The organism is Janthinobacterium sp. Bl 1 (assembly GCF_058215535.1).
This window is the reverse complement of the sequence record NZ_CM177086.1, coordinates 1,079,677-1,102,470: the sequence shown is the minus strand read 5'-3', so window position 1 is coordinate 1,102,470 and position 22,794 is coordinate 1,079,677. Positions and strand designations below refer to the sequence as shown.

Annotated in this window: 26 protein-coding genes; 9 read left to right on the top strand and 17 right to left on the bottom strand. The window is 63.4% G+C overall.

Annotation, left to right across the window (positions count from 1 at the left end; all coding sequences use genetic code 11):
• Positions 1-3: 3 nt before the first annotated feature.
• From mreD to AC4BCN_RS05005, 3 genes are all read right to left on the bottom strand, one after another.
• Positions 4-516: a rod shape-determining protein MreD gene (gene mreD / locus AC4BCN_RS05015; RefSeq protein ID WP_034749354.1), complete on the bottom strand. Its 513-nt coding sequence runs from the start codon at positions 514-516 to the stop codon at positions 4-6.
• Complete coding sequence (gene mreC, locus AC4BCN_RS05010; RefSeq protein ID WP_139091769.1) at positions 513-1,559, bottom strand: rod shape-determining protein MreC; 1,047 nt, start codon at positions 1,557-1,559, stop codon at positions 513-515. The genes mreD and mreC overlap by 4 nt, the downstream gene beginning before the upstream one ends.
• A gap of 108 nt (positions 1,560-1,667) precedes the next feature.
• Complete coding sequence (locus tag AC4BCN_RS05005) at positions 1,668-2,711, bottom strand: rod shape-determining protein (protein WP_010393186.1); 1,044 nt, start codon at positions 2,709-2,711, stop codon at positions 1,668-1,670.
• 351 nt (positions 2,712-3,062) lie between these two features.
• Here AC4BCN_RS05005 and gatC point away from each other — a divergent pair, with 351 nt between their 5' ends.
• The 6 genes from gatC to AC4BCN_RS04975 all read left to right on the top strand — a co-directional run bounded on the left by gatC (position 3,063) and on the right by AC4BCN_RS04975 (position 9,370).
• The gene (gene gatC / locus AC4BCN_RS05000; protein WP_034749369.1) at positions 3,063-3,365 is read left to right on the top strand and encodes an Asp-tRNA(Asn)/Glu-tRNA(Gln) amidotransferase subunit GatC; all 303 of its coding nucleotides are present in this window, start codon (positions 3,063-3,065) and stop codon (positions 3,363-3,365) included.
• A gap of 52 nt (positions 3,366-3,417) precedes the next feature.
• Positions 3,418-4,902, top strand: a complete 1,485-nt coding sequence (gene gatA, locus AC4BCN_RS04995; RefSeq protein ID WP_490492710.1) for an Asp-tRNA(Asn)/Glu-tRNA(Gln) amidotransferase subunit GatA — start codon at positions 3,418-3,420, stop codon at positions 4,900-4,902.
• Positions 4,872-6,416: an Asp-tRNA(Asn)/Glu-tRNA(Gln) amidotransferase subunit GatB gene (gatB, locus tag AC4BCN_RS04990; RefSeq protein WP_490493574.1), complete on the top strand. Its 1,545-nt coding sequence runs from the start codon at positions 4,872-4,874 to the stop codon at positions 6,414-6,416. Before gatA ends, gatB begins: the two co-directional genes overlap by 31 nt.
• A gap of 191 nt (positions 6,417-6,607) precedes the next feature.
• A complete protein-coding gene (locus AC4BCN_RS04985) occupies positions 6,608-6,991 on the top strand; it encodes a BlaI/MecI/CopY family transcriptional regulator (RefSeq protein ID WP_046683490.1) in 384 nt (127 codons plus the stop codon).
• Complete coding sequence (locus tag AC4BCN_RS04980) at positions 6,988-8,235, top strand: TonB family protein (protein ID WP_490492709.1); 1,248 nt, start codon at positions 6,988-6,990, stop codon at positions 8,233-8,235. The genes AC4BCN_RS04985 and AC4BCN_RS04980 overlap by 4 nt, the downstream gene beginning before the upstream one ends.
• A 97-nt stretch (positions 8,236-8,332) precedes the next feature.
• Positions 8,333-9,370, top strand: a complete 1,038-nt coding sequence (locus tag AC4BCN_RS04975; RefSeq protein WP_490492708.1) for an oxidoreductase — start codon at positions 8,333-8,335, stop codon at positions 9,368-9,370.
• A gap of 8 nt (positions 9,371-9,378) precedes the next feature.
• Here AC4BCN_RS04975 and AC4BCN_RS04970 read toward each other — a convergent pair whose 3' ends face one another.
• The 5 genes from AC4BCN_RS04970 to AC4BCN_RS04950 all read right to left on the bottom strand — a co-directional run bounded on the left by AC4BCN_RS04970 (position 9,379) and on the right by AC4BCN_RS04950 (position 12,312).
• Positions 9,379-9,708, bottom strand: a complete 330-nt coding sequence (locus tag AC4BCN_RS04970; RefSeq protein ID WP_051959363.1) for a hypothetical protein — start codon at positions 9,706-9,708, stop codon at positions 9,379-9,381.
• The gene (locus AC4BCN_RS04965; protein ID WP_490492707.1) at positions 9,708-10,178 is read right to left on the bottom strand and encodes a carboxypeptidase regulatory-like domain-containing protein; all 471 of its coding nucleotides are present in this window, start codon (positions 10,176-10,178) and stop codon (positions 9,708-9,710) included. The genes AC4BCN_RS04970 and AC4BCN_RS04965 overlap by 1 nt, the downstream gene beginning before the upstream one ends.
• 65 nt (positions 10,179-10,243) lie before the next feature.
• Positions 10,244-10,435, bottom strand: a complete 192-nt coding sequence (locus tag AC4BCN_RS04960; protein ID WP_099379993.1) for a YqaE/Pmp3 family membrane protein — start codon at positions 10,433-10,435, stop codon at positions 10,244-10,246.
• 95 nt (positions 10,436-10,530) lie between these two features.
• Positions 10,531-11,397 carry an alpha/beta fold hydrolase gene (locus tag AC4BCN_RS04955; RefSeq protein ID WP_456148449.1) on the bottom strand — a complete coding sequence of 289 codons (867 nt, stop codon included), beginning with the start codon at positions 11,395-11,397 and terminating at the stop codon, positions 10,531-10,533.
• Between the two features lie 21 nt (positions 11,398-11,418).
• Complete coding sequence (locus AC4BCN_RS04950) at positions 11,419-12,312, bottom strand: LysR family transcriptional regulator (RefSeq protein WP_456148448.1); 894 nt, start codon at positions 12,310-12,312, stop codon at positions 11,419-11,421.
• Positions 12,313-12,436: 124 nt separating this feature from the next.
• Here AC4BCN_RS04950 and AC4BCN_RS04945 point away from each other — a divergent pair, with 124 nt between their 5' ends.
• On the top strand, positions 12,437-13,180 hold the full coding sequence (locus tag AC4BCN_RS04945) for a sulfite exporter TauE/SafE family protein (protein ID WP_490492706.1): 744 nt from the start codon (positions 12,437-12,439) through the stop codon (positions 13,178-13,180).
• Positions 13,168-13,422, top strand: a complete 255-nt coding sequence (locus AC4BCN_RS04940) for a GNAT family N-acetyltransferase (RefSeq protein WP_490492705.1) — start codon at positions 13,168-13,170, stop codon at positions 13,420-13,422. The genes AC4BCN_RS04945 and AC4BCN_RS04940 overlap by 13 nt, the downstream gene beginning before the upstream one ends.
• On the opposite strand, the gene pyrE is transcribed toward AC4BCN_RS04940, so the two are convergent.
• Entirely contained in the window at positions 13,419-14,081 is a 663-nt protein-coding gene (gene pyrE / locus AC4BCN_RS04935; RefSeq protein WP_096233755.1) for an orotate phosphoribosyltransferase, read from the bottom strand. The genes AC4BCN_RS04940 and pyrE overlap by 4 nt on opposite strands.
• A 109-nt stretch (positions 14,082-14,190) precedes the next feature.
• On the opposite strand from pyrE, the gene AC4BCN_RS04930 reads away from it, so the two are divergent.
• A complete protein-coding gene (locus AC4BCN_RS04930) occupies positions 14,191-14,967 on the top strand; it encodes an exodeoxyribonuclease III (RefSeq protein ID WP_099379999.1) in 777 nt (258 codons plus the stop codon).
• A gap of 245 nt (positions 14,968-15,212) precedes the next feature.
• On the opposite strand, the gene AC4BCN_RS04925 is transcribed toward AC4BCN_RS04930, so the two are convergent.
• From AC4BCN_RS04925 to AC4BCN_RS04890, 8 genes are all read right to left on the bottom strand, one after another.
• Positions 15,213-16,157, bottom strand: coding sequence for an RluA family pseudouridine synthase (locus AC4BCN_RS04925; protein ID WP_490492704.1), 945 nt, complete (start codon positions 16,155-16,157; stop codon positions 15,213-15,215).
• 1 nt (position 16,158) lies between these two features.
• Positions 16,159-17,061, bottom strand: a complete 903-nt coding sequence (locus AC4BCN_RS04920) for a M48 family metallopeptidase (protein WP_490492703.1) — start codon at positions 17,059-17,061, stop codon at positions 16,159-16,161.
• Complete coding sequence (locus AC4BCN_RS04915; RefSeq protein ID WP_139091780.1) at positions 17,042-18,301, bottom strand: AmpG family muropeptide MFS transporter; 1,260 nt, start codon at positions 18,299-18,301, stop codon at positions 17,042-17,044. The genes AC4BCN_RS04920 and AC4BCN_RS04915 overlap by 20 nt, the downstream gene beginning before the upstream one ends.
• Complete coding sequence (metW, locus tag AC4BCN_RS04910) at positions 18,301-18,912, bottom strand: methionine biosynthesis protein MetW (protein ID WP_034749410.1); 612 nt, start codon at positions 18,910-18,912, stop codon at positions 18,301-18,303. Before metW ends, AC4BCN_RS04915 begins: the two co-directional genes overlap by 1 nt.
• The gene (metX, locus tag AC4BCN_RS04905; protein WP_128141229.1) at positions 18,909-20,108 is read right to left on the bottom strand and encodes a homoserine O-succinyltransferase MetX; all 1,200 of its coding nucleotides are present in this window, start codon (positions 20,106-20,108) and stop codon (positions 18,909-18,911) included. The genes metW and metX overlap by 4 nt, the downstream gene beginning before the upstream one ends.
• Before the next feature lie 134 nt (positions 20,109-20,242).
• The gene (ptsP, locus tag AC4BCN_RS04900; protein WP_128141228.1) at positions 20,243-21,985 is read right to left on the bottom strand and encodes a phosphoenolpyruvate--protein phosphotransferase; all 1,743 of its coding nucleotides are present in this window, start codon (positions 21,983-21,985) and stop codon (positions 20,243-20,245) included.
• Positions 21,986-22,029: 44 nt separating this feature from the next.
• The gene (locus AC4BCN_RS04895) at positions 22,030-22,299 is read right to left on the bottom strand and encodes an HPr family phosphocarrier protein (protein ID WP_010393142.1); all 270 of its coding nucleotides are present in this window, start codon (positions 22,297-22,299) and stop codon (positions 22,030-22,032) included.
• A 90-nt stretch (positions 22,300-22,389) separates the two neighbouring features.
• A complete protein-coding gene (locus AC4BCN_RS04890; protein ID WP_029496035.1) occupies positions 22,390-22,794 on the bottom strand; it encodes a PTS sugar transporter subunit IIA in 405 nt (134 codons plus the stop codon).

Genomic DNA, 22,794 nt, shown 5'->3' with positions numbered 1-22,794 from the left:
TCGTCAGATCGGCCGGTTATGGTCGCGGTCCACGGCGCGGCGCTGCGGTGCCAGCAGAATCCACGTGACAATCGGCCACAGGGCGACGGCGACGAAGCTCTCGATGAAATTGAGCCAGCCGGGGAAGCGGCCCGAAACGATCAAGCGCGTCAGCAATTGCAGCGCCTGCGTCAGCAGCAGCAGCGGCAGCACGTGCAGCGCCTGCGTCATGATGGGGAACCACAGCACACGGCGGTGCATCATGATGGCGAAATACGACAGCAAGGTATAGGCCAGCGCATTCTCGCCCAGCAGGGTCGAGTCGTGCACGTCCATCATCAGGCCCATGAAGAAGGCCACGCCGATGCCGACCTTGCGCGGCTGGTGGATGCCCCAGAAGACCAGCACCAGCGCGACGAAATCGGGCACGCCGACGAACTGCCCCCACGGCAGCAGGTTCAGCAAAAAAGCGCACAGCAGGGAAAAGCCGATGAACAGGGGGCTGACCGGCAGCAGGATGTAATGCGGGCGGTTCATCGTGTCGCTTCCTTCGGTGGCACGGCGGCAGGTGCGGGCGCGGGCGTCGCAGGTTTTGCGGGCGCGGGCGCGGCCGCGTTGGCGGCAGGCGGCTTGGCGGCAGGCGCTGCAGCAGCGGCAGCCTCCTTGGCAGGGTCCTTGATCGGCGCCATCTTGCCGGCGATCTTGCGGCCCGTCTTGACTTCCTCAGCGGGCGGACGCGGCGGAATCTCGGGCGACGTCATCAAAATGAGCAGCTGGGTGTTGCGTTCGATGCCGGCCAGCGGCTGGCACACGACGCGGCCGAACGGGCCATGCGCATTGCGCTCGACCAGGGTCACGCGCGCCACGGCCAGGCCAGCCGGGTACAGGCCGTCGAGGCCCGAGGTAATGACGATGTCGCCGATCTGGATGTCGGCGCTGGGGGCCGTGAAGCGCAATTCCATGGTGCCGGACTTGCCGCGGCCGATGGCCACGCTGCGCACGCCATTGCGCAGCAGCTGCACGGGAATGGCCTGCTCTTCATCGGTCAGCAAGGTCACTTCGGAGGTAAACGGGAACACGCGCGTGACCTGTCCCACCACACCGAGGTTGTCGATCACGGGGCGGCCCAGTTCCACGCCATGCTGGATGCCGCGATCGAGCACGATCTTGCGCGTGGCCGAATCGCGCGTGTCGTACAGCACTTCGGCCATCATGGTCTTGACGGGCACGCGCTCGCGCGCTTCCATCAATTTGCGCAAGTGGTTGTTTTCAACGATGTTGAGCTGCGCCTGCTGCAGGATCTGCGCCGAGGCGATCTGTTCGTGCTTCAGGTCGCGCACCTGTTTTTCCAGGGCGGACAGCGAAGAAAAGTAATTGCCGACGCCAAGCGCCACATCGCGCGGCACCAGGGCCGCCATCTGCACCGGATACAGCACGGTGCCGACTGCCTGGCGCACGGCCGTCAGCGCGTGCATGCGCGAATCGACCAGCAGCAGGGCGATAGAAATGCCGGCGAACACCATCATCTTGACGCGGGCGGAGGCGCCTTGTTTGAAAAGTGGCGGAGGACTGTATTCCATGACTTCCAATGATCAGGCCAGGCGCAGTGCGCCAACGTGCAGGCCCCGGTCAAACGCCGGCGCCAAAACCAAAAAAAGGCCGGATTGGTTTCCGGCCCTTCTGTCAGATTATTCGTAGGAGAAGATCGAGCCGAGCTTGTCCATACGTTCCAGTGCCATCCCGGAACCGCGCACCACGCAGGTGAGCGGGTCCTCGGCCACCAGCACCGGCAGGCCGGTTTCCTCCATCAGCAGGCGGTCCAGGTCGCGCAGCAGTGCGCCGCCGCCCGTCAGCATCATGCCTTTTTCGGCGATGTCGGCGCCCAGTTCCGGCGGCGTCTGTTCCAGCGCGTTTTTCACGGCCGAGACGATGTTGTTCAGCGGGTCGGTCAGCGCTTCGAGGATCTCGTTGCTGGAGATGGTGAACGAGCGCGGGATGCCTTCGGACAGGTTGCGGCCCTTGACTTCCATTTCCTTCACTTCCGAACCAGGGAAAGCCGAACCGATGGCTTTCTTGATGGCTTCGGCCGTCTGTTCGCCGATCAGCATGCCGTAGTTGCGGCGGATGTAGTTGACGATGGCTTCATCGAACTTGTCGCCGCCCACGCGCACGGAACCCTTGTAGACCATGCCGCCCAGCGAGATGATGCCCACTTCGGTCGTACCGCCGCCGATGTCGACCACCATCGAGCCGGTCGCTTCCGACACGGGCAAGCCCGCGCCGATGGCCGCTGCCATCGGTTCTTCGATCAGGTACACCTGCGAAGCGCCGGCGCCCAGGGCCGATTCGCGGATCGCGCGGCGTTCGACCTGGGTCGAACCGCAAGGCACGCAAATGATGATGCGCGGCGATGGACGGAAGAATTTCGAGTCGTGCACCATGCGGATGAATTGCTTGAGCATCTGCTCGGTCACGGTGAAGTCGGCGATCACGCCATCTTTCATCGGACGGATTGCTTCGATATTGCCCGGCACCTTGCCCAGCATCTGCTTGGCTTCCTTGCCGACTGCCTGAATGGTCTTCTTGCCATTCGGACCGCCTTCCTGGCGGATGGCGACGACGGATGGCTCGTCCAGGACGATACCGAGGCCGCGTACATAAATAAGGGTGTTGGCCGTGCCCAAGTCAATGGCCAGATCGGTGGAGATATACCTGCGTAAAAAACCAAACATGAGTGTCCTGTAGCGCATCGAGCTGCGCAAAAGCTGTTTATGGGGAGTTTCAAAGCGGGCGCTTTCAGGCACCCTGAAAATCCGTGGAGGCGATTTTTTCGGGTTTCGCTTGGCGCTTGCGCAATCTTTTCTATGCTGCGGCAGCGGTCCATCAGCGCCGGCAACGCATTAACCCGCCATTCTACCTTATAATTTGAATGCGATTTGCTCAAAAACCATGGAAAAGTGCGACTCTTGCAGCCGCGAGTTACGCGGCATTCCTCGATTTTTGTGAGCAAAATAGCAGTAAATACCCGCGTTTTATCAAAACGCCAACTTAATACTAATGCGCGGCACTCCGCGCCATTCGCCATGTCCCTGACACTCTCCGACGTAAAACGCATCGCCCACCTGGCCCAACTTGAAATGGCCGACGACCAGGCCGTCACGTCTTTGGCCCAATTGAACAAGATTTTTGCACTGGCAGAACAAATGCAAGCCGTCAATACCGATGGCGTGGCGCCCCTGAGCCACCCGCTGGCCGCCCACATGGACAATATCGCCCTGCGCCTGCGCGAAGACCTGGCCACGGAACAGAACCGCCGCGACGCCTACCAGGCCGTGGCGCCGAAGGTACAGGATGGCCTGTATCTCGTGCCCAAAGTGATCGAGTAATTGCGCCGCTCCATGCTGTTGCCTTCCCGTCGAATATCAAAATAGAAACGCCATGCATACAAAATCCATCAAACAGCTGTCCACGCTCTTGCAGAACAAGGAAATTTCCGCCGTTGCGCTGGCGACGCATTTCCTCGACCGCATCGAAGCGGACACCTCGAACGCCTTTTTGCAGGTCGACCGTGCCCTGACCCTGGCGCAAGCGGCCGAAGCGGATGCACGCATCGCCGCCGGCACGGCCACGCCATTGACGGGCGTGCCGATCGCGCACAAGGACTTGTTCGTCACCAAAGGCTGGCGCACGACGGCCGGCTCGAAAATGCTGGCCAACTACGCCAGCCCGTTTGACGCCACCGTCGTGGAAAAATTCCAGGCGGCCGGCATGGTCACCTTAGGCAAGGTCAATTGCGATGAATTCGCCATGGGTTCCGGCAATGAGAACTCGGCCTTCGGCGCCGTGCAGAATCCGTGGGACAAGCACGCCGTGCCAGGCGGCTCGTCGGGCGGCTCGGCCGCCGCCGTGGCTGCCGGCCTGACGCCGGCGGCCACCGGCACCGACACGGGCGGCTCGATCCGCCAGCCAGCCGCTTTTTGCGGCATCACCGGCATCAAGCCGACGTATGGCCGCGTCTCGCGCTTCGGCATGATCGCCTTTGCCTCGTCGCTGGACCAGGGCGGCCCGATGGCCCGCTCGGCCGAAGACTGCGCCCTGCTCTTGAGTGCCATGGCCGGCTTCGACGAACGCGATTCGACCAGCCTGTCGCCGGAACAGGGCGGCGTGGCGGAAGATTTTTCGCGCGACCTCGATCAACCCCTCACGGGTTTGCGCATCGGCGTGCCGCGCGAATACTTCGGCGAGGGCCTGGCCAAGGACGTGGAAGCGGCCGTGCGCGGCGCGCTGGCGCAGTATGAAAAGCTGGGCGCCACCCTGGTCGATATCTCGCTGCCGAACACGGCCCTGTCGATTCCCGCCTACTACATGATCGCCCCGGCCGAAGCGTCGTCGAACCTGTCGCGCTACGATGGCGTGCGCTATGGCCACCGCGCTGCCGAGTACAAGGACTTGCAGGACATGTACAAGAAGTCGCGCGCCCAGGGCTTCGGCCCGGAAGTGCAGCGCCGCATCATGGTCGGCACCTATGTGCTGTGCCACGGCTATTACGACGCCTACTACCTGAAGGCGCAAAAGATCCGCCGCCTGATCGCGCAGGATTTCGACGCCGTGCTGAATGGCCCGAACGCCGTCTGCGACGTCATCATGGGGCCGGTCGCGCCGACCGTCGCCTGGGACCTGGGCGACAAGACGGACGACCCGGTGGCGAACTACCTGGCCGACATCTACACCCTGTCGACCAGCCTGGCCGGCCTGCCCGGCATGTCGATACCATGCGGTTTCGGCAAAGGCGAGAAAAACGGCAAGCGCCCCGTCGGCCTGCAAATCATCGGCAATTATTTTGGCGAAGCGAAGCTGCTGAACGTCGCCCACCAGTTCCAGCAAGTGACGGACTGGCATACGCGCAGCCCTGCCGGTATTTAATAAGAACAGACGCGCCGCCCAGGCGGCGCCACCAAAAATTAAGCGAGAACACTATGCAATGGGAAGTCGTCATCGGTCTTGAGAACCACGTGCAGCTCACGACCGAATCCAAAATTTTCAGCGGTTCGCCGATCAAGTACGGCGCCGACGCCAATACGCAGGCGAGCCCCGTCGACCTGGCGCTGCCAGGCGTACTGCCCGTGATGAACAAGCAGGCCGTCGACCGCGCGATCCGCTTCGGCCTGGCCGTGGGCGCCACCGTCGCGCCGCACTCGGTCTTCGCGCGCAAAAACTATTTTTACCCTGATTCACCGAAGGGCTACCAGATCAGCCAGTTCGAAGACCCCGTCGTCATCGGCGGCGCCCTGACCTTCGGCTACGAAAAGGATGGCGAATTCGTCACCAAGACGGTCAACCTGACGCGCGCCCACCTGGAAGAAGACGCCGGCAAGTCGCTGCACGAAGACTACGCGGGCATGAGCGGCATCGACTTGAACCGCGCCGGCACGCCGCTGCTGGAAATCGTGTCGGAACCGGAAATCCGCAGCGCCGCCGAAGCCGTGGCCTACGCCAAGGCCCTGCACTCGCTGGTCATGTGGCTGGGCGTTTGCGACGGCAACATGCAGGAAGGCTCGTTCCGCTGCGACGTCAACGTCTCCGTGCGCCCTGTCGGCCAGAAGGAATTCGGCACCCGCTGCGAAATCAAGAACCTGAACTCCTTCCGCTTCATCGAAGAAGCCGTGCACGTGGAAGTGCGCCGCCAGATCGAGCTGATCGAAGACGGCGGCAAGGTCGTGCAAGCGACACGCCTGTACGATCCGGACCGCAAGGAAACGCGCGAAATGCGCAGCAAGGAAGACGCGCAGGATTACCGCTATTTCCCGGACCCTGACTTGCCGCCACTGGTCATCTCGCAAGCGTGGATCGATACGGTCAAGGCGTCGATGCCGGAACTGCCGGCCGCCATGCGCGCCCGTTTCATCAGCGAATACGCGCTGCCTGACTACGATGCGCTGGTGCTGACGCAGTCGAAAGCCATGGCCACCTATTTCGTCGCCGTGGTAGACAAAGCCGGCAAGGAAAACGCCAAGGCCGCCGCCAACTGGCTGATGGGCGACGTCTCGTCGACCCTGAACCGCGAAGGCGTGGACCTGGACGACGCCCCCGTCTCCGCCGCGCAGCTGGCCGCCATGCTCAAGCGCATCGCCGACGGCACGATCTCGAACAAGGCGGCAAAGGAAGTCTTCGCCGGCATGTGGGAAGCGAAGTCCAGCGACGAGAACCTGGTCGACACCATCATCGACGCCAAGGGCCTGAAACAGATTTCGGATACTGGCGCCCTGGAAGCCATCGTCGATGAAGTGCTGGCGGCGAACGCCAAGTCGGTGGAGCAGTACCGCGCCGGCAAGGAAGCGGCCATCAATGCGCTGATCGGCCAGGCCATGAAAGCCTCCAAAGGCAAGGCCAACCCGGCCCAGCTGACGGAGCTGCTGAAGGCCAAGCTGGCGGGCTGATTCATCGTCCGCTAAAAAAAAGACGCCACGGCGTCCTTTTTTTATGCCTGCACACATGGCATGTTTTCGTCCTTGTCTAGACTTCATATCAGCTTTAAAAGGCACTTTTCGGCCAGTTAAAATTAAAGTATACATTTTTGTCTACAATGTTTAATCTAGCCCTATTGAATTTCAGGCAAGAGGAAAACCGCATGGCCAAGACACACGACATCCCGAAACCGACGGCAGCCGAACTCGATCTGCTGCAGGCGCTGTGGCCGCTGGGCGCCGCCACGGCCAAGCAGGTGCACGAGGCGATGGCGCTGGCCAAGCCGGCCATCACGTATGGCACCGTGCTGCGCCTGATGCAGATCATGCACGGCAAGGGCTTGCTGATCCGCGACGAAAGCCAGCGCTCGCACGTGTATGCGCCGGCCCAGGCGCAGGACAGCCTGCAGACGAATCTGCTCAAGGAATTGATGCAGAAGGCCTTTGCCGGTTCGGCCAAGGCGCTGGTGCTGGCGGCGCTGCGCACGGGCGTGTCGCGCGCCGAACGCGAGGAAATCGAAAAAATGCTCAAGGACGATCAGTCATGAGCGGCTTCGTGCCAGCGCTGGGCTGGACCCTGCTGCACTTCCTGTGGCAAGGCTTGCTGATCGGCTGCGCCACGGCGCTGGCGTGGACAGCCCTGCGCAATGCGCGTCCTGAAGCGCGCTACGCCGTCGGTTGCGGCGCCCTGCTGACATGCCTGGCATGGCCGGCGGCGGGCTTGTATCTGCGCCTGGCCGGTGGCGATGTCACGGGCGCCTTGTACTCCAGCGCCTTGCTGCCGGCCGCCCTGCTGGCGCCCGACAGCCTGCCCGACCTGGACCTGCTGCTGCGCGCCGTCGTCGGCGTGTGGGCGCTGTGCGCCGCCGTGCTGGCCGTGCGCATGGCGCTGGGCATGCTGTGGATAGAGCGCAGCGCAAGGAACATGGGCGCCACGCATGGCCAACTGCAGACCAGGCTGTCGCGCATGGCGCACGATGCGGGCGTGACCCGGCCCGTGCGGCTGCGCGTGCTCGACAACATCGCCAGCCCGCTCACCGCCGGCATCTGGCGCCCCATGGTGCTGGTGCCCGCCGCGCTGTTGACCGGCATGCCGCCGCACCTGCTCGACGCGCTGCTGGCGCACGAACTGGCGCACATCCGGCGCCACGATTATCTGATCAACCTGCTGCAAAACGCCATCGAGGCGCTGCTGTTCTTCCACCCTGCCGTCTGGTGGATTTCACGCGGCGTGCGCCTCGAGCGCGAACACATTGCAGATGATTTCGCAGCAAGACAACTGGGCGAACCGCGGCGTCTGGCTCTTGCACTCTCGGAACTGGAACGCCTCCAGTTCTCAACCCACCACCTGGCCCAGGCGGCCAACGGAGGAGATCTTATGTCACGTATCAAACGATTGCTGCGCCCCGCACCACACACCCTGAACTGGAAGGCGGCCGTGCCGCTGCTGGCTCTGGCCGGCGCCTGCCTCGGCATCTACGGCCAGGCCGTCGCCGCCGACAGCGCGCACGTGCTGGAACGCCGCCCCATCGTCGACTTTGGCGTTTGCGGCAAACCGGCCTGGCCAGCCGCATCGCGGCAGGCGAAGGAGGAGGGCACGGTCAACATGTCCTTCGACGTCGATGCCGCCGGCAAGGTAACGAATTCGAGCGTCGTCAAAAGCAGCGGCCATCCGGCCCTCGACGAGGCGGCGCGCAGCGGCATCGCCAAGTGCACGTTCAAGCCGGCCCTCGCTGGCGGCAAGCCTGTCGGCGCCAGCGTCAAGGTGCAATACGTCTGGAGTCTGAAGTAATGTCTGGGCGGCGGCAGCGCAGCAACATCGCAGCAGCGTTGCCGCCGCCCGCTTGCGGGTATGATCATGGATTCTTCCACGCACCTGTGAACACGCCATGAACAAGATCAAAACCGGCCTGGTCGGCTACGGCTTTGCCGGCTCCACCTTCCACGCTCCCGTCCTGTCCACCATCGATGCCCTGGAACTGACTGCCGTCGCCTCGAGCAAGCCGGAGCTCGTGCACAAGGATTGGCCGCATGCCACCGTGTATGCGCAGCCCGCGCAGCTGTTTGCCGATCCATCGATCGAACTGGTCGTCATCGCCGCGCCCAACGAAGCGCATTTCAGCCTGGCGCAGGCGGCCCTGCAAGCGGGCAAGCACGTGGTGGTCGACAAGCCATTCACCATTTCCAGTGCCGAGGCGCAGAGCCTGATCGCGCTGGCGAAAGAACGCAAGCTGGTGCTCAGCGTGTACCACAACCGGCGCTGGGATGGCGATTTCCTGACCCTCAAAGCACTGCTGGCACAAGGCACCCTGGGCCGCATCGCCAGCGTCGAATCGCACTTCGACCGCTTCCGCCCCGAGATCCGCCAGCGCTGGCGCGAGTCCGGCGCGCCGGGTGGCGGCTTGCTGTACGACCTGGGCCCGCACATGCTGGACCAGGCCATGCAGCTGTTCGGCCAGCCGGAAAAGCTGTACGCCGATATCGTCCTGCAGCGTGATGGCGCGCAAGCCGTCGACTACATGCACATCGTTTTGTACTACGACCGGCTGCGCGTGGTGCTGCAAGCGGGTTGCCTGGTGAAGGCGCCGACGGCGCGCTTCGCCGTGCATGGCGACAAGGGCAGTTTCGTGAAGTTTGGCCTCGACCCGCAGGAAGACGCCCTGAAGGCAGGCGGCAGGCCGGGCCAGCCCGGCTGGGGTGTCGATCCCGTGCGCGGCGCGCTGCACTTGGACACGCAGCCGGACGGACATTGTGAACACCTCGACATGCAGGCAGGCCGCTACCAGGACTTTTACCAGGGCATGGCCGACGCCATCCGCCACGGCGCAGCGGCGCCCGTGGCAGCCGAAGATGCGGCGGCGACAATACGCCTGATCGAACTGGCGCTGCAAAGCGCCGCCGAAGGGCGCGTGCTCAAGGTCAGTTGATCTCGGGTTCAGTTGATGACAAAGGCCAGCACCACGGCGCCCAGCGCCAGCAGGGCCAGGCCGCAGATGAACAGCAACTCGCCCCACCATTCGTAGCGCAAGCGCGACTGGCCGGGGCGCAGCGACATGAACGACAGCACGGCGCTGACGAGAAAGACGATGGCGTCGACAGCGAGCAGCTTGTCGATGGCCACGCGCACCTCGCCGCGCGGCGCCAGGTGCCCGATCGACAGCACCGTCATGCACACGCCGACCATGGTCGCCGACGTGGGCAGGATATGTGCCGACAAACCCCGCGCCGACAAGCCCTGTTCAGGCGCCTTGCCGTCACCAGCCATCAGGATTTACCTTGATTCGTTCCCGCCGGCCAGACCAGCTCCACGCGCGCGGACGATCCCGCCTTGACCTGCACCTTGCGTTCCAATGTCTTGCCTGCCAGGGTGGCGCGCAGGCTGTAGCTGCCCGGCGCCAGTTTCGCCAGCAGGAACGGCCCGCTGGCCGTCGTTTCCAGCACCGGCGCGCCCTTGGCGTCGCGTATTTCCAGCTTTACGTCGGAAGCAAATTCCGCCTTGCCCTCCGCCTGCACGGAAAACACGAGGCTCAAGGGCCAATGCCGGCTGGCGCTCTTGATGGCCGTCGACTCGTCGAGGCCGATGCCGCCGCTCAGGTATTCCACCGCCCCGCTCTTCTGCACGGGCGGCAGTGCGCCGTCGGTTTGGGCCTGCGCCGCACTTCCCAGCAACAGCCCGGCGGCCAGCATTGCCGCCGCCAGGTTCAAGGTACCGCGTCTGCGTCTGTTTGATGCCATCTCACTCTCCTCATGTCGGTTGAATCAAGATAGGAAGCGCAGCTTAGGCCAGTCTTAGAACAGCGTTAGCGCCGGCGCATGGCCTCGGCGATCTTCTGGTCCGTCTTGTACTGGCTCAGCGAGTACACGGCCCAGATCGTCGCTGGCAGCCAGCCGATCAGGGTGATTTGCAGGATCAGGCAAATGATGCCGGCGATCGGGCGGCCGATCGTGAAAAAGGTCAGCCACGGGAGTATCAGGGCAATCAGCAAGCGCATCGTTCGTTCCTTGAGTATTCCCCTGTGCCGCGGGGACCGGGCCGGCATGCGCCGACGGTAAATTTAGTTAAACCGATTATAACGATACTGGCGCCTCAAGGCGCTACGGGCGCCAGCAGTTTTTCCATCCAGGCCAGGATGGCGGCAAAGATGACGTCGCGGTTCACTTCATTGAAGTTCTCGTGATAATTGGCCGGATAGTAGTGATAGTCGAGCAGGCCATCGGGCACGCTGCGCAGCATGCTTTCCGTGGCGCGGCTGTCGGCCAGCTTGTCGTCGCCGGCCACCACGGCGAACAGGGGGAAGCGCCAGTCCGACAAGCCGCCCGCCAGCTCCTTTTGCGCCGACGTCAAGGCATGGGCGAAGCGCACCGACGCCGCGCTGGCGCGGATGCCGTCGCGCTCATCCTGGAAATGGCGCGCGGTGATGGTTTGATCGTGCGTGAGCAGCATGGTCAGATTCCCCAGCGGCACCTTCATCGTGGGGAATCGCTGCGCCAGCCAGCCCGACAGCATCTGCAGCACTTTCGGCACGGGTATCGCATTCACGTAGTACGGCGATGAAATCACAAACCCCTTGATGGCCGCATCGCCCGCGAAACGCCGCAACCCCAGGTGCGTGGCGATCAGGCCGCCCATCGAGTGGCCCATGACGAATACGGGCAAGCCCGGATACGTCTGTTTGACCCAGGCGAGGAACAGCTCCGCGTCGTCGAGGAAGGCGTCGAACGAAGGAATGTCCACCTTGCGCTGGCCATCGTGGCCCACCATGTCGAAGCTGACGGTGGCGATGCCGTGCTGGCGGAAGGTCAGCGCCGGCGTGACGTAGTCGCCCGCATGCGCCATGCCGCCGTGGATCGCCAGGATCACGGCGCGGGGATGCTCGGGCTGCCAGATGTGGATGGGCCGCTCGACCTGGTCGCTGCACAGCAGGCTGGCCATCTTGTCTTCCGAAAAACGCATCGTTGCTCCTGTCATGCCCTGTCACGCTTTCAGATGATCGATCAACTGGCGCGCATACAGGGGTAATTCACTGAACTGGCGTACGCAAATGGTGAGATTGCGTACCGACCAGGGATCGGATAATTCCAGGCAGCGCAGCGCCATCGTCTGCTGGCAGCGGCTGGCCGCCGCCAGCGGCACGACGCTGATGCCCACGCCGCTGGCCACCATGCGGCAGACGGCATCGAAGCTGCGCAGGCGCACGCGCACCTTCAAGGGACGCCCCAGGCGCGCCGCATGCATGCCCAGGTATTGCTGCATCGCGCTGTCGTCGGCCAGGCCGATGAAATCGTGATCGAGCACACTGGCAAAATCGACGGCGCCATCCTGGCCCAGCGCGCGGTGGTGCACGCCATCGGCCGCCGCGATGACCACCAGCCGGTCGGGGCGAAACAAAAACGTCTGCAAGCCGCGCATGTCGACCGAGTCGGACACGATGCCCATGTCGGCCAGTCCTTCCGAAACGGCCTTGACGATATCGTAACTGAGGCGCTCTTCCAGGTCGATGGTCAGGTTCGGATGGCGGTCGAGAAAAGCGCCCAGCGCCTCGGGCAAAAATTCGCTGAGCGCGGCCGTATTGCACAGCAGCCGCAATTGCCCTTTCAAGCCGCGCGCAAATTCGCCAAGTTCGCCGCGCATTTTCTCCATTTGCAGCAGCACCAGGCGCGCGTGATGGAGCAAGGTCTGGCCCACTGGTGTCGGCTCCACGCCACGCCGACCGCGCAGCAGCAGGGGCATGCCCAGCATCTCTTCCATGCCGCGCACACGCGCACTGCTCGACGCCAATGCGAGATGGCTGCGCGCGGCGCCCGCCGTCAGGCTGCCCGCCTCCACCACGTTGACAAACAGCTGCAAATCGACCAGATCAAAGCGCATGGCGGCTCTCCTTTTCGCCATCTTAGCAGCCTTCGCATTTGACTAAGGCTGACTCAAAATAATCCGCCTTGGCGAAAGTGCCTGGCAAGCGCAGAATCCACGCAATTCACTGTGGATAAAAAAGATGGAGACGTCATTCCTGCTGGCCGTCGGCGCCAGCTTCCTCGCCGCTGGCTTCGTCAAGGGCGTAGTCGGATTGGGCTTGCCGACGGTGGCCATGGGTACGCTCAGCCTCGTCATGCCGCCCGTGCAGGCGGCCGCCCTGCTGATCGTGCCATCGATGGTGACGAATGTCTGGCAGCTGGCGGCCGGCCCCGGCCTGCGCGCCCTGCTGCACCGTTTGTGGCCCATGCTGGCCGCCGTCATGGCCGGCACCCTGGCGGGCGGCGCGTTGCTGCCGGCCGACAGCGGCGCCTGGGCCGTCGTCGCGCTGGGCGTGGCGCTGATGCTGTATGCGCTGGCGGGATTGTTCTCGCTGCAGTTGCGCGTGCCGGCGCGGCACGAAGCGTGGCTGGGGCCCGTGGCGGGCGCCGTGACGGGACTGGTGACGGCCGCCACGGGCGTCTTCGTCATCCCCGCCGTACCGTATCTGCAGGGGCTGGGGCTGGCGCGCGATGCGCTGGTGCAGGCGCTGGGCCTGGCGTTTACGGCATCGACCGTGGCGCTGGCGGCCAGCCTGGCCCAGCACGGCAACTTCAGCCTCGGTGCGGCTGGCGCTTCCGCGTATGCGCTGCTGCCGGCGCTGGCCGGCATGCTGGCCGGTCAATGGCTGCGCGGGCGCATCGCGCAGCAGGTATTCAAGCGGTGCTTTTTTGTCGGCCTGTTCGCCCTGGGCCTGCATGCGGCGTTGAAACCATGGCTGGCGTGATGCAGATAGATTGGCAAGGGGACAACGCGCTATGCGCGTGGATCGACGGCCAGCAGGTGGCCATGCTAGACATCAGCAGATGTGCCGATGAAGTGACGGTGAACATGCTGTTCGTGAAACCGCCGTTCCGCCGGCGCGGCATCGGCGGGGCGCTGTTGCGGCGGCTGTTGCAATGCCACCCGCAAGCTGCTACCGCCTGCAGCGACCCGCGGTTGCGGGCGCTGCTGGAGAGGACTACTTAAATACCATACCGATTGCGGTACGCGGAAACAGCCTCTTTATGTTTCAGCAGTTCCGGATCGGCGCCCGCGCCATTCAGGTAGCCGAAAAGATCGTCCAGGTTGCCGATCGAGATGACGGGAATGCCATACTGTTTCGACACTTCCTGCACGGCCGAACTTGGCGACAGCTGGCCGTCCGGGCCGGAACGCTCCATGCGGTCCAGCGCGATCAGCACGGCGCATGGCTCGGCGCCGGCGGCGCGTATCATGTCCACCGATTCGCGCACCGAAGTGCCGGCCGAGATCACATCGTCAATGATGACGACTTTGCCATGCAGCTTGGCACCGACGATGGTGCCGCCTTCGCCGTGGTCCTTGGCTTCCTTGCGATTGAAGGCGAACGAGGTGTTGCGGCCCTTGCCGGCCAGCGCCACGGCAGTTGCCGACGCCAGAGTGATACCCTTGTAGGCGGGGCCGAACAGCATGTCGAATTCCACGCCCGAGTCGAGCAAGGTTTGCGCGTAGAACTGCGCCAGTTCGGCCAGGGTGGCGCCGTCATGGAACAGGCCCGCATTGAAGAAGTACGGCGACTGACGTCCGGCCTTGGTCGTGAACTCGCCGAACCGCAAGACTCCCTTGGATACTGAAAACGCGATAAACTGCTGGCGTAAATTATTCACATTAGCCTCATTTTTTAAAAGTGCCTGTATTTTAATCCGCGCGCACCGGCGAGACAATCGCCATGCCGCGCCCGCCGGCCCCGTACAACGCCCTTTTCACTCTCGACCTATGCCAAAAATTATTTCCGCCAACCTGAACGGTATCCGTTCCGCCGCCAAAAAAGGCTTTTTCAACTGGATGGGCACGCAGACGGCCGATTTCATCTGCGTACAGGAATTGAAAGCGCAGCTGCCCGACATGACGCCGGAATTCCTCAATCCGCACGGCTACCATGGCCATTTCCACTACGCCGAGAAAAAAGGCTATTCGGGCACGGGCGTGTACAGCAAGGTCGAACCGGACGCCGTGCATATCGGTTTCGGCAGCCCTGAATTCGACGCCGAAGGCCGCTACGTGCGCTGCGATTTTGGCAACCTGTCCGTCATTTCCGTGTACTGCCCGTCCGGCTCGTCCGGCCCCGAGCGCCAGGAAGCCAAGTTCCGCTTCATGGAACTGTTCCTGCCGCATTTGCTGGCATTGAAGGCGCTGGGACGCGAAGTGGTCATCTGCGGCGACTGGAACATCGCCCACCATGAAATCGACCTGAAGAACTGGAAGGGCAACAAGAAGAACTCCGGCTTCCTGCCCGAGGAACGGGCATGGCTGACGCGCGTCTTCGACGAAGTGGGCTTTGTCGACGTGCACCGCGGCCTGGACAAGCGCGAAGACCAGTACACGTGGTGGAGCAACCGCGGACAAGCCTACGCGAAAAACGTGGGCTGGCGCATCGACTACCACGTCGCCACCCCCGGCATCGCGGCCCAGGCGCATACGGTCAGCGTCTACAAGGACGAGCGTTTTTCCGACCATGCGCCGTTGATCATCGATTACACGATCAAGGGCTGATCTTTGACACGTCGCGGGTGGTGTCGGCTTACGCGCTGCGCGCTAAGCCGACCTACCCTGCTCTTAATCTGCCGTAGGTCGGATTAGGTCCGCAGGGCCGTCATCCGACAACATTGTTGGCGCGCCAGTGGTGGCGTCGGATGACCCGAGTCACGCGAACCGGACTTTCGTKGCGCCTAAGCCGCCACGCCTGCTCTAACAGCCGTAGGTCGGATTAGGTGGGGCCGCCGAGGGCCGCAGGGCCGTCATCCGACAACATTGTTGGCCGCGCCAGTGGTGGCGTCGGATGACCCGAGCACGCGCCGGCTTTCAAAGTGGCGCGCCTCGCCGCTCAACGGGTCCGTGAAATCGATGGCCCGCGCCAGCAGCTGCAAGGGCTGCGACATGTCGTCTTCCTTGCACGGCAGGGCCACCGGGTAGAACGCATCGTTGACGATGGGGATGCCCAGCGCGGCCAGGTGCACGCGCAGCTGGTGCTTGCGGCCCGTGTGCGGCTGCAGCCGGTACAACGCCACGTCGCCGCGCTCTTCGATCAACTCGATGATGGTTTCCGAATTCGGCTCGCCCGCCTCCTCGCGCATGAGGAAAAAATGCGCGCCCTCGACCATGCGGCTGCGGTAGGTAAATGGAAAATCGCGGCCCGCCAGCACGGGCGCCAGCGCCTCGTACGTCTTGCGCACTTCGCGACGCTGGAATAGCGACTGATAGGCGCCGCGGCTGGCAATCTGGCGCGAAAAAATCACCACGCCGGCCGTCTCGCGGTCGAGGCGGTGGATGGGCGTCAGCTCGGCGCAGTCCAGTTTTTTCTTCAGGCGCGTCAGCAAGGTCTCCTGCACGAAACGCCCGGCGGGCGTCATGGGCAGGAAGTGCGGCTTGTCGACCACCACCAGGTGTTCGTCCTGGAACAGGATCTCTTCCTGGAAGGGGATAGGCGTTTCCCGTTCCAGCTCGCGGTAGTAAAAAATGCGCATGCCACGCCGGTACGCGCTGCCGGGGCTCAGCACGGCACCGTCGCCATCGACCACTTCGCCGCGCGCCATGCGGTCCTGCCATTGCGCGGCGCTGATCTGCGGATAGCGCTCGAGCAAGAAGGACAACATGTCGGGCCACTGCCCTTCCGGCAGCCACAGGTAGCTGGGCGCCACGCCGTCGCGCATGGGCAAGGGTGCGGCGGCGTGACGGGCCGGCATCCTAGCGCTGCGCGATGGCGTTGCTGCGGTAGGGCGGCAAGGCGTCGACGCTGACGCTCTTGCTGCGTGCGTACAGCGGCAGCACTTGCGCCATGTGGCTGTTCATCTGCGAGATGCGGTCCTTGCCCGACGGGTGCGTCGAGAGGAATTCCGGCGGCGCGCCCTTGCTCACGGCGGCCATTTTCTGCCACAGGATGACGCCGGCGCGCGGGTCGAAGCCTGCACGCGCGGCCAGGTCCATGCCGATCAGGTCCGCCTCGCGTTCGTCGTCGCGCGAAAACTTCAGCATCACGCCCTGCGCCGCCATATTCGTGGCGGTACTGGTGATGCTCGGATCGACGCCGAGCCAGGCCGACAGGCCGGCGCCGGCCAGCTTGGCGCCGACGGCGGCCAGGTTGCCCTTGCCGGCCTGCGCCTGCGAGTGTTCGCGCAAGGCGTGGGAAATCTCATGGCCCATGACGATGGCCACTTCGTCGTCGGTCAGATTCAGCTTGGTGATGATGCCGCTGTAAAAAGCGATCTGCCCGCCCGGCATGCAAAAGGCATTGACCTGGTCGGAATTGAGCAGGTTGACTTGCCAGTTCCAGTTGGCCGATGCCTCGTTCCAGCGCGTGGCGAACGGGATGATGCGCTGGGCGATGGCACGCAAGCGTTTCACTTGCGGATCGCTGTCGGGCACGAGCGCATTTTTTTCCTTAGCCTCGTTGACCAGCTGCGTATATTGCTGCTTCGATTGTTCATTGAAGTCGGCGCCGCCGGCAAAGATGCGCGAAGTCGACAGGGGGCGTACCTTGATGCCATCCTGGACCGTCGCCTGCTGGGCGTGGGCGGACAGGGGCGACAGTGCGGTGGCTGCGCACAGGCTGGCCAGGACGGCGTAACGTTTAAGGGATATTGGTGCCATTGGCAGACCTCCATGGAGCGATTTTAGGCAGCATCATCATGGCCGGGAAGGCCAGGAAGAAGCACACGATGAAAAACGAGAACCAGCCCAGCTCGGCGACCAGAAAGCCCACCGAGGCATTGATCAGGGTGCGCGGCACGGCACTGAGGCTGGAAAACAAGGCATATTGCGTGGCAGTGTAACGCGGGTCCGTGCTGCGCGACAGGAACGCGACAAAGGCGGCCGCGCCCAGGCCCAGGCTGGCGAAGGATTCAAAACCGATCACGGCGCTGAGCAGCATGGTGTTCGGCCCCACCTGCGCCAGCCAGGCGAATCCGAGAATGGCGACCGCCTGCAGCGCGCCAAACACCCACAGGCCCCGGTTGATGCCCAGCTTGAGCATCCAGATGCCGCCCACCACGCCACCGGCCAGGCTGGCCCAGAAACCCGTGGTGTTGGCGGCCAGGCCGATCTGCGTCATGGAAAAACCCAGATCCAGATAGAACTTCGTCGCCAGCGCCGTGGCCATGCTGTCGCCGATTTTGTAGAGTAGTACGAAGGCAAGGATCCACATTGCGTTACGCCAGCCATCGCGCGCGATGAATTCCTGGAACGGCAAGATGATCGCTTCGCGCATGGTCTTCGGCGGCGAGCCGTACACGGTGGGTTCCTTGATCAGCAAGGTGCAGACAAACCCCGGCAGCATGAAGGCGGCCGTGATCCAGAAGACGGGTTGCCACGGCATGCGGTCGGCCAGAATCAGCGACAGCGCGCCCGGCACCATGCCCGCCACTTTATACGCGTTGACGATGACGGCGGCGCCCAGGCCCTGCTCATTGTCGGAAAGGATTTCGCGCCGGTAGGCGTCGATGACGATGTCCTGGCTGGCAGACAAAAAAGCCACGCCGCCTGCCGCCGCCGCGATCAGGCCGATCTGCGTGAGCGGGTCCAGCATGCCCATGCCGCCGATGGCAAAGAACAGCGCCACTTGCGTGAGCGCCATCCAACCGCGCCGCCGTCCCAGTCCCAGGATGCGGTAGCGGTCCATCAGCGGCGCCCACAGGAATTTCCAGATGTACGGGAACTGCACCAGCGCGAACAGTCCCAGCGCCTTGACGTTCAAGCCCGACTTGGCCAGCCATGCCTGCAGCAGGTACAGCAGGATAAACAGGGGCAGGCCGGAACTGAAGCCCAGCACCAGCACGGCCAGCATGCGGCCGTTGGCATAGGAACGCCAGCCAGGCGCCGGGCTTTTGCTCATCAATGCACCGCTTTTTTACGCAGGCGGAAGACGGCCAGGTCGCCGCGCAGGTTCGGCAGCACGGAGACCATCTTGCCTTCGGCCAGGGCCACGCATTCGATCACTTCCAGGCCGCATTCCTCAGCCAGTTCGCGGAAGTCGTTGATGGTGGCGCAGCGCACGTTCGGCGTGTCGTACCACTGGTACGGCAGCGATTTCGACACGGGCATGCGGCCCTTGAGCAGCGCCACGCGGTGCGGCCAGTAGGCGAAGTTGGGGAAGGATACGATGGCTTCGGCGCCCACGCGCACGATGTCGCGCAGCAGCGGCTCGACCTGCTTCATCATCTGCAGCGACGACAGGCACAGCACCGTATCAAAACTGTTGTCGCCAAAAATCGACAAACCCTTTTCCATGTCCTGCTGGATCACGTTAACGCCACGGCGGGTGCTGGCCAGCACCTTGTCGTCGGCGATTTCGATGCCGTAACCGCTGCATTCCTTGTCGCTTTGCAGATACTGCAGCATCACGCCTTCGCCGCAACCCACGTCCAGCACGTGCGCGTTATTCGGCACCCAGTGGGCGATGAAGGCCAGGTCGGGGCGCAGCGCGCTCAATTCGTCAAAAGTCATGCGGTCTCCTTCGCGCCCTGGCGGACGGCTGTGTGCTGTACGGCGGCAGGCAAGCCCGCCCCGATGTCGTTCCATACCTGGCCATAATAGGCGCGCACCATGTTCATGTAGCGCGCGTCTTCCAGCAGGAAGGCGTCGTGGCCGTGCGGCGCGTCGATTTCCGCATACGTGACCTGGCGGCGGTTGCAGACGAGCGCTTCGACGATTTCGCGGCTGCGCTCGGGCGAGAAGCGCCAATCGGTGGAAAACGAGGCGAGGAAGAACTTGGCCTTCGTGCCCGACAGGGCCTTGGCCAGGTCGCCGCCATGCGCCCGCGCCGGGTCGAAATAATCGAGCGCCTTGGTAATCAAGAGATACGTGTTGGCGTCAAAGTATTCGGAGAACTTGTCACCCTGGTAGCGCAGGTACGATTCGATCTCGAAGTCGATGCCGAAGCCAAACTTGTAGTCCCCCGTCTGCGCCGCATCGCGCAGCTTGCGGCCGAATTTTTCCGCCATGTCGTCATTCGACAGATAGGTGATGTGGCCGACCATGCGCGCCACGCGCAAGCCGTTCTTCGGCACCACGCCGTGCGCATAGAAGTCGCCGCCATGGTAATCGGGGTCCGACAGGATGGCCTGGCGCGCCACGTCATTGAAGGCGATGTTTTGCGCCGACAGCTTGGCCGTCGAGGCGATCACCACACAGTGACGCAGGCGTTCGGGGAACATGATGCTCCACGCCAGCGCCTGCATGCCGCCCAAGGATCCCCCCATCACGGCGGCGAACTCGGTGATGCCCAGTTCATCGGCCAGCCGCGCCTGCGCGCTGACCCAGTCTTCCACCGTGACGACGGGGAAGGCGGCGCCATACGGCTTGCCGGTGGCGGGATTGGTATGCATGGGGCCCGTCGAACCGAAGCAGGAGCCGAGGTTGTTGACGCCGATGACGAAGAATTTGTCCGTGTCGAGCGGCTTGCCGGGACCGACCATATTGTCCCACCAGCCCGTGCTCTTCGCTTGGTCCGCGTAGACGCCGGCCACGTGGTGCGACGCATTCAGGGCGTGGCAGACCAGCACCGCGTTCGATTTGTCGGCGTTCAGGGTGCCGTAGGTTTCATACATCAACATATAGTCCCGCAGCGATGCTCCGCTTTGCAGCTGCAGGGGTTGCGCAAAATACATGGTTTGCGGCGAAACGATTCCAATGGATGACATGTGTGTCGGTTTATAAAAGGGGGGCGGCCCCACGGGCCATGGTCGATGCAGCACCGCGATGATAGGTGCTGCAACTTTCGCATCAAGACGCCTCTTGCCACGCGCGAGGTGTCCTGATGCCGATAGGTGACAGTTTACATGAGCTGCAGCTGCTGGACGGCTTCCGCGATCACATTTGGTTCCATGGAACGCATAATTTTGCGCATTTGTGGCGCAATCAGGCCCAGGTCGCTGTTGAGGATCTCTTGCTTGACCGCCAACAACTGGGCCGGATGCATGGAAAACTCGCGCAAGCCCATGCCCAGCAACAGGCGCGTGAGCTTCACGTCGCCCGCCATTTCGCCGCAGACGGCCACGTCGATGCCCGCCTTGTGGCCGGCCGCGATCGTCATGGAGATCAGTTGCAGCACGGCCGGGTGCAGCGGATTGTACAAATGCGCCACTTCGTAGTCGACACGGTCGATGGCCAAGGTGTACTGGATCAGATCATTCGTGCCGATCGACAGGAAGTCCATGCGCTTGACGAACATGGGCAGCGCCAGCGCGGCGGCGGGAATCTCGATCATGGCCCCCACTTCGACTTCGTCGTCGAACTTGACGCCCTCCTCGCGCAGGCTGGCCTTCGCTTGGGCGATCATGGCCAGCGACTGGTCGATCTCGAACGCATGCGCGAGCATCGGAATCAGGATGCGCACCTTGCCGAAGGCGGAGGCGCGCAGGATGGCGCGCAGCTGCGTCAGGAACAATTGCGGCTCGGCCAGGCAATAGCGGATGGCGCGCAAGCCCAGCGCGGGATTCAGGGCCGTATGGTCGGACTGGTCGAGCGGCTTGTCGGCGCCGATGTCGAGCGTGCGGATGGTGACCACGCGGCCCTTCATCGACTGCACCGTGTTGCGGTAAGCCTCGAACTGCTCGTCCTCGGTGGGAATCTTGTGGGCGCGGCCCATGAACAGGAATTCGGAACGGAACAGGCCCACGCCGCTGGCGCCCGACTCCAGCGCAAACGGGCAATCCTCGGGCAATTCGATATTCGCCAGCAGGGTGACGGGCGTGCCGCATTTGGTCACGGCCGGCGTCTTTTTCAGCTTGCCCAGCTTCTTGCGCGCGCGCTGCATGGCCACCTGGCGCTCGCGGTACTGTTCCAGCACCAGCGCGCTGGGGTTGGCGATGACGACGCCAGCGTCGCCGTCGATGATCAGCCAGTCATCCTGGTCGATCAGCATCGATGCCTGCGACATGCCGACGGCGGCGGGAATATCAAGGCTGCGCGCGACGATGGCCGTGTGCGAGTTCTGCCCGCCCACGTCGGTGATGAAGCCGATGAAGGAGCGGTCGCGGAATTGCAGCATGTCGGCCGGCGAGATGTCGTGGGCGACGACAATCATCTGCGCCATCAATTCATCTTCGGCCGCGGCCTTCGGCAGCAGCTGCTCCGTGCCCAGCAAGACTTTCAAGACGCGTTCGGCCACCTGCTGGATGTCGGCCTTGCGTTCGCGCAGGTAGGGGTCTTCGATTTCGTCGAACTGCGCCGACAATTCATCGATCTGCGTCAGCAGCGCCCATTCGGCGTTGTAGTGGCGCTTGCGGATGATGTCGAGCGGAGCTTCGGAAATCATCGGATCGGACAAGATGAGCGCATGCACGTCGATGAAGGCGCCCAGCTCCGTGGGCGCATCCTTGGGCAGCTCGTTCCACAGGGTTTGCAGTTCCTTGTGGACGGTGGCGATGGCGCTTTGCAGGCGCTGCACTTCGGCTTCGATCTGCTCCTGGGCGACCAGGTAATGTTTGACGTCAAGGGCGGCCGGCGCCAGCAGATGCGCGCGGCCGATGGCGATGCCGCGGGAAACCGGGATGCCGTGGAGCGTGAAAGATGCCATGGGTTGACCTGTCGGAATGCGGCTGCGGCTGCGTTCGGCGGGCATTACTCGCCTTCGCCAAACCTGTCATTAATCAGGGCGGTCAACGCATCGACACATGCCTGCTCATCATCGCCCTCTGCTTCCAGAGTCACTTTCGCGCCCTTGCCGGCGGCCAGCATCATCACGCCCATGATGGACTTGGCGTTGATGCGGCGCGCGTTGCGGGTCAGCCAGACGTCGCTCTTGAACTTGGCGGCGAGCTGGGTAAATTTGGCGGAGGCGCGTGCGTGCAGTCCCAGCTTGTTGATGATTTCGAGTTCTTTTTGAATCATTTTTGTATGGTCTCTATCCCTGAATGCACTGCATTGTTGCCAGCCCTGCTATAAAACCCGCCGCCTTCAGGGCGGCGGCCATGTCACTCTTTACTCGCCCACGCGAATACGGTTATCGACGCGCACGGCGCCGCTTTGCGCACCGGCCAACGCCATCTCCACCACCACGTCGAGCGTGTCGCGGCGATACGTGATGGCGCGCAGCAGCATCGGCAGGCTGATGCCGGCGATGACTTCCACCCTGCCCGCATCGGCCAGCTTGTTGCAGCAGTTCGACGGCGTGCCGCCCTTCACGTCGGTAATCACCAGTACGCCGGAACCGTCGTCGAGGCGGCAGATGGCCTCCGACGCCAGCTTCTGCACTTCCGCCAGGTCCTGGTCGGCGACGACGTCGATGGCTTCAAACCGTTCCGTTGGCCCCCGGAACACATGCGCGCAGGCGGCGATGAACGCCTGTCCCAGCGGTGCATGTGTCATGAGCAAAATCCCTACCAT